The following is a 6,360-nucleotide window of genomic DNA, read 5'->3' as shown; positions in this document are numbered from 1 at the left end:
AGCTCAAAAAGGTGGCGTTGGTGGCAGCCATGCGAAAAGTCCTTGGCATGCTCAACGCCATGGCCAAGCACCGTTGCCCCTGGAATCCTGCTCTTTCCGCTTGACCGGCAAGACGGTTGCTCTCCCCGGCCCTCTCCCGCAAGCGGGAGAGGGAGAAAACCGGCGGTCGACTGCCCTCTCCCCGGCCCTCTCCCGCAAGCGGGAGAGGGGGAAAACCGGCGGTCGACTGCCCTCTCCCGCACGCGGGAGAGGGGGAACACCGTCGTGCTTACATATTGAGCTGACGCTTGTCCACCGCCAGTGCGGCTTCGCGCATCACTTCCGACATCGACGGGTGCGGATGGCAGACGCGGCCGATATCCTCGCTGGCGGCCTTGAACTCCATCGCCACCACGGCTTCGGCGATCAGGTCCGACGCGTTGGCGGCGACCACGTGCACGCCAAGGATTTCGTCGGTCTTCGCATCGGCCAGCATCTTGACGAAGCCGTCCGAGGCGCCCATGCCCAGCGCACGGCCGTTGGCCACGAACGGGAACTGGCCCGACTTGTACTCGCGGCCTTCGGCCTTGAGCTGCTGCTCGGTCTTGCCCACCCAGGCGATTTCCGGATAGGTGTAGATGACCCAGGGAATGCAGTTGTAGTCGATATGCGGCTTCTGGCCGACAATGCGCTCGGCCACCGCCACGCCTTCGTCCTCGGCCTTGTGGGCCAGCATCGGACCGCGCACCACGTCGCCGATCGCCCACAGGCCCGGCACCGAGGTGGCGCAGTGCTCGTCGACGGCGATGAAGCCGCGCTCGTCGGTCGACAGGCCGACCGCGTCCAGACCCAGGTTGTCGGTGTTCGGCACGCGGCCCACCGACACGATCAGGCGATCCACTTCCAGCGTCTGCGCGTTGCCATCCTTGTCGGTGTAGCTGACGGTGACGTTGTCCGCGCCGGTCTTCACTTCGTTGACCTTGACGCCCAGGCTGAACTTCAGGCCCTGCTTGGTCAGCAGCTTCTGCGCTTCCTTGGCCACGCCCTCGTCGGCCGCGCCCAGGAACGACGGCAGCGCTTCGAGCACGGTGACGTCGGCACCCAGGCGGCGCCAGACCGAGCCCAGCTCCAGACCGATCACGCCGGCACCGATCACGCCAAGCTTCTTCGGCACGCTGTCGAACTTCAGCGCGCCTTCGTTATCGTTGACCAGCTTGTTGTCGACCGGGATGCCGGGCAGATGGCGGGCCTTCGAACCGGTGGCGATGATGACCTGCTTGGCGACGATGGTTTCGGTGCCGGACTTGCCGGCGATCTCGACCTGGAAGCCCTCGGCGGTCTTGCCGGTGAACTTGCCGTAGCCCTTGAACAGCGAGACCTTGTTCTTGCGGAACAGGAACTCGATGCCCTTGGTCATCTTGCCGACGATATCGTCCTTGCGCTTGAGCATCTTGCCCAGATCGACCTTGACGTCGCCCACGGTGATGCCGTGGTCGCCGAGGTGGTGCTGGACGTTCTCGAACTCTTCCGAAGAGGCCAGCAGTGCCTTGGACGGGATGCAACCGACGTTCAGGCAGGTGCCGCCCAGGCGTGCGTCGCCCTTGGGATCATCGTAGGCATTGCCTTCGCAGCAGGCCACGTTCAGTCCGAGTTGCCCTGCCCGGATGGCGGCGATATAGCCGCCGGGGCCCGCGCCGATCACCAGCACGTCGAATTGTTTGCTCATGGGAATTCCTCGTTGGAGCCGCCCGCCCCCGCCCGCCGCGCTCGAAGGCGGCAGGCAGGCGTGCGGCATGATGTTGCGTCGCCAGCCGGTCCGCGAAGACCGGCCCGGCGGCTTCCGGCAGCGCGGCCCGCACCGGCGGGCGCCGCGCGCGGATGAAGATTACAGGTCCAGCAGCAGGCGGGCCGGATCTTCCAGCGCTTCCTTCATCGCCACCAGGCCCAGCACGGCTTCGCGGCCGTCGATGATGCGGTGGTCGTAGGACATGGCCAGGAAGTTGATCGGGCGGATGACGATCTGGCCGTCTTCCACCACCGGACGGTCCTTGGTCGCGTGCACGCCCAGGATGGCCGACTGCGGCGGGTTGATGATCGGGGTCGACAGCATCGAACCGAACACGCCACCGTTGGAGATCGAGAAGGTGCCGCCCGACAGCTCTTCCAGCGACAGCTTGCCGTCACGGGCCTTGGCGCCGTATTCGGCGATCTTCTTCTCGATGTCGGCCAGGCTCATCTGGTCGGCGTTGCGCAGGATCGGCACCACCAGGCCGCGCGGCGAACCGACCGCGATACCGATATCGAAGTAGCCGTGGTACAGGATGTCGTTGCCATCGACCGACGCGTTGAGGATGGGGTACTTCTTCAGCGCGTGGACGGCGGCCTTGACGAAGAACGACATGAAGCCCAGCTTGACGCCGTGCTCCTTCTCGAAGCGGTCCTTGTACTTGTTGCGCAGATCCATCACCGGCTTCATGTTGACTTCGTTGAAGGTGGTGAGGATGGCGTTGGTCGACTGCGATTGCAGCAGACGCTCCGCGATACGGGCACGCAGGCGGCTCATCGGCACGCGCTGCTCCGGACGGTCACCCAGCGCGGTGTCGACCGGTGCGGAAACCTGCTGCAGCGCCGGCTTGGCGGCCGGTGCGGGTGCGGCGGCCTTGGCGGCCGGCGCCGAGCCGGCGGCCAGCACGTCGCCCTTGGTGATGCGGCCGTCCTTGCCGGTGCCGCTGATCTGGTCGGCCGACAGGCCGCCTTCGGCCATCAGCTTGGCTGCCGACGGCATCGCGACGCCACCGGTCGTGCCTGCTGCGGCAGCGGGAGCCGGTGCGGCGGCGGCCGGAGCCGGCGCGGCAGCGGCCGGGGCAGCGGCGCCAGCGGCGGCTTCGGTGTCGATCTTGGCGATGATTTCGTCGGCAACCACGGTGTCGCCGTCGTTCTTGATGATTTGCGACAGCACGCCGGCGGACGGCGCGGGCACTTCGAGCACGACCTTGTCGGTCTCGATTTCAATCAGGATTTCGTCCTGGGCAACGGCTTCGCCAGGCTTCTTCTTCCAGTTGAGCATCGTCGCTTCGGCGACGGATTCGGACAGCTGCGGAACCTTGACGTCAACAATGGCCATGGTGTGAGTTTCCTCGGTTATCTGCGTGTATTCGGGAGGATGCGTTCGAAAAAACCGCGGCATGCCCCCTCGGGTGCATGCCGCGATCATTCGGCTTTACTTGTTCAGCACGAAGCCCTTGAGCTTGGCGAAGGCCGCGTCGAGCAGCGCCTTCTGCTGCTCGTTGTGCTTGGCGTAGTAACCGACTGCCGGCGAGGCCGAGGCAGGACGGCCGGCGTAGCCCAGCTTCTGCCCTTCGGTCATGTTCTCCATGATGTAGTGCTGGACGAAGAACCAGGCGCCCTGGTTCTGCGGCTCGTCCTGGCACCACACGATCTCGGTGGCGGCCGGGTACTTCTTCAGCTCGGCGGCGAGCGCCTTGTGCGGGAACGGGTACAGCTGCTCCAGACGCACGATGGCGACGTCGGTCAGGCCGCGCTCGCGGCGGGTCGCCACGAGGTCGTAGTAGACCTTGCCCGAGCACATGATCACGCGCTTGACCTTCGCGGCGTTCAGCTCTTCCTTCTCGCCGATCACGGTTTCGAAATGACCGTTGGCGAGGTCGGACAGCGGCGAGACCGCATCCTTGTTACGCAGCAGCGACTTCGGCGTCATGATGACCAGCGGCTTGCGGAACAGCCGGATCATCTGGCGGCGCAGCAGGTGGAAGATCTGTGCCGGCGTGGTCGGCTGCACGACCTGCATGTTGTGGTCGGCGCAAAGCTGCAGGAAGCGCTCGATGCGGGCCGAGCTGTGCTCCGGACCCTGGCCTTCGTAGCCGTGCGGCAGCATCATGGTCAGGCCCGAGGCACGACCCCACTTCACTTCGCCCGACGAGATGAACTGGTCGATCACGACCTGCGCACCGTTGACGAAGTCGCCGAACTGGGCTTCCCAGATCACCAGCGCGTTCGGCTCGGCGGTCGAGTAGCCGTATTCGAAGCCCAGCACCGCCTCTTCCGACAGCACCGAGTCGATCACCGTGAACGGCGCCTGGCCTTCCGAGACGTTCTGCAGCGGCACGTAGCTGCCGGCATCCCAGCGCTCGCGGTTCTGGTCATGCAGCACGGCGTGGCGGTGGGTGAAGGTGCCACGGCCGGCGTCCTGGCCGGTGATACGCACCGGGTAGCCCGAAGCCACCAGCGAGGCGAAGGCCAGGTGCTCACCCATGCCCCAGTCCAGCGGCTGGTCGCCGCGGCCCATGGCGGCGCGATCCTTGATCACGCGCTCGACCAGCGGGTGCACCTTGAAGTGCTCGGGGATGGTGGTGATCCGCTCGGCCAGGCGCTTCAGCTCGGTCACCGGCACGGCGGTGTCGGCGGCGTCGGTCCACTTGCGGTTCAGGAACGGCATCCAGTCCACCGCGAACTTGTTCTTGAAGTTCGACAGCACCGGATCGACCGTATGCTTGCCCGCGTCCATGGCGGCGCGGTACTGCTTGACCAGCTCGTCGCCGAAATCGGCCGGCACGACGTTCTGGGTCGCCAGCTTGTCGGCGTAGACCTTGCGGGTGCCGGGGTGCTGGCCGATCTTCTTGTACATCAGCGGCTGCGTGACCGCCGGGGTGTCCTGCTCGTTGTGACCCAGCTTGCGGAAGCAGATGATGTCGACCACGACATCCTTCTTGAATTCCATGCGGTACTCGACCGCCAGCTGCATGGCGAACACCACGGCCTCGGGATCGTCGCCGTTCACGTGCAGCACCGGCGCCTCGATCATCTTGACCACGTCGGTACAGTACAGCGTCGAACGGGCGTCGCGCGGGTCCGAGGTGGTGAAGCCGATCTGGTTGTTGATCACGATGTGCATCGTGCCGCCGGTACCGTAGCCGCGGGTCTGCGCCAGGTTCAGCGTTTCCATCACCACGCCCTGGCCGGCGAAGGCCGCGTCGCCGTGCACCTGCACCGGCAGCACTTCGGCATGGCCCGACTCGCCGCGGCGCTCCTGACGCGCCTTGGCCGAACCCTCGACCACCGGGTTGACGATTTCGAGGTGGGACGGGTTGAACGCCAGCGACAGGTGGACCGGACCGCCCGGGGTCGACACGTCGCTGGAGAAGCCCTTGTGGTACTTCACATCGCCAGCCGGCAGGTCATCGACGTGCTTGCCTTCGAATTCGGCGAACAGGTCCGCCGGCATCTTGCCCAGCGTGTTGACCAGCACGTTCAGGCGGCCACGGTGGGCCATGCCGATGACGATTTCCTGCACGCCCTTGCTGCCGGCATGCTGGATCAGTTCGTCCATCGCGGCGATGAAGCTCTCGCCGCCTTCCAGCGAGAAGCGCTTCTGGCCGACGTACTTGGTATGGAGGAAACGCTCCAGGCCTTCGGCGGCGGTCAGGCGCTCGAGGATGTGCTTCTTCTTCTCGGCGGTGAAGACCGGGCGGGCGCGGGTCGATTCCAGGCGTTCCTGCCACCAGCGCTTTTGCGCCTGGTCGCTGATATACATGAACTCGGCGCCGATGCTGCTGCAATACGTCTCGCGCAGATTCTGCAGCAGCTCGCGCAGGCTCATCGACTCCTTGCCGAAATACGTATTGCTGGCATTGAAGACGATGTCCAGGTCTGCTTCCGAGAAGCCGTAGAAGGCCGGATCCAGATCCGGCAGGGGCGGACGCTCCTGGCGCTTGAGCGGATCGAGGTCGGCCCAGTGCGAACCGATATTGCGATACGCGGCGATCAGCTGGGTCGCGGCGACACGCTTGCGGCCCATGTCCACGTCGGCGGAAGCGACGATGGTCTTGATCGGGCCCTGCTTGGCGCGTTCGGCGAACGAAGCGACGATCGGGGCGTGGGGAATATCGCGGGAATTGGTGCCGTCGACTGCGGGGACGTGCTGCATCGCGTCGAAATACGCGCGCCAGTTGTCCGGGACGGAGGTGGGATTCTGGAGATAAGCCTCGTACAGTTCTTCGACATAAGGCGCATTGCCGCCGAAGAGGTACGAATTGCTCTGATACTGCTGCATCATGGGGCGCTCACTATTCTCCGGGTCTGCCGGAGTTAAGCGGGTTTATCAACCTTCCGCGACACGGCTTGACCGGTTAGCGGATTGCAAACAACTCAGAAGGGCGACTAAGCAAACGGCACCTTGCGGTGCCGTTACACAGAAGCCGGTTGGGGCAAGTTGTGCGAGGAAGGACCTAAGTCTTCACTGCGCGTAAGAATAGCACGTTTGAGAAAACGGCCAGCCTCTTTTGACGTTGGCATGCACGGGCATCCCTGCCCAACCCCGGCATGGCACAAAAGTGCGGCTTTTTTACGTCACTTGCTTACAGC

The 6,360-nt window shown here is 64.9% G+C and carries 3 protein-coding genes; all 3 read right to left on the bottom strand.

The window, feature by feature from the left end; all coding sequences use genetic code 11:
* Positions 1–268: 268 nt before the first annotated feature.
* The 3 genes from lpdA to K6V06_RS17545 all read right to left on the bottom strand — a co-directional run bounded on the left by lpdA (position 269) and on the right by K6V06_RS17545 (position 6,052).
* Entirely contained in the window at positions 269–1,705 is a 1,437-nt protein-coding gene (gene lpdA / locus K6V06_RS17555; protein WP_222245412.1) for a dihydrolipoyl dehydrogenase, read from the bottom strand.
* Positions 1,706–1,864: 159 nt separating this feature from the next.
* Positions 1,865–3,103, bottom strand: a complete 1,239-nt coding sequence (gene odhB / locus K6V06_RS17550; protein ID WP_222245411.1) for a 2-oxoglutarate dehydrogenase complex dihydrolipoyllysine-residue succinyltransferase — start codon at positions 3,101–3,103, stop codon at positions 1,865–1,867.
* A 96-nt stretch (positions 3,104–3,199) separates the two neighbouring features.
* Positions 3,200–6,052 carry a 2-oxoglutarate dehydrogenase E1 component gene (locus tag K6V06_RS17545; RefSeq protein ID WP_222245410.1) on the bottom strand — a complete coding sequence of 951 codons (2,853 nt, stop codon included), beginning with the start codon at positions 6,050–6,052 and terminating at the stop codon, positions 3,200–3,202.
* Positions 6,053–6,360: the final 308 nt, after the last annotated feature.

Origin of the sequence: Cupriavidus sp. AU9028 (assembly GCF_019795295.1) — a bacterium.
Taxonomy (GTDB): domain Bacteria; phylum Pseudomonadota; class Gammaproteobacteria; order Burkholderiales; family Burkholderiaceae; genus Cupriavidus.
Note: the sequence above shows the minus strand (reverse complement) of the source record. Positions and strands in the feature narration are given on the sequence as shown.

Excerpts from the sequence above, each read along its gene's own strand:
- lpdA (WP_222245412.1), bottom strand. The coding sequence starts at position 1,705 with ATGAGCAAACAATTCGACGTGCTGGTGATCGGCGCGGGCCCCGGCGGC.
- odhB (WP_222245411.1), bottom strand. The coding sequence starts at position 3,103 with ATGGCCATTGTTGACGTCAAGGTTCCGCAGCTGTCCGAATCCGTCGCC.
- K6V06_RS17545 (WP_222245410.1), bottom strand. The coding sequence starts at position 6,052 with ATGATGCAGCAGTATCAGAGCAATTCGTACCTCTTCGGCGGCAATGCG.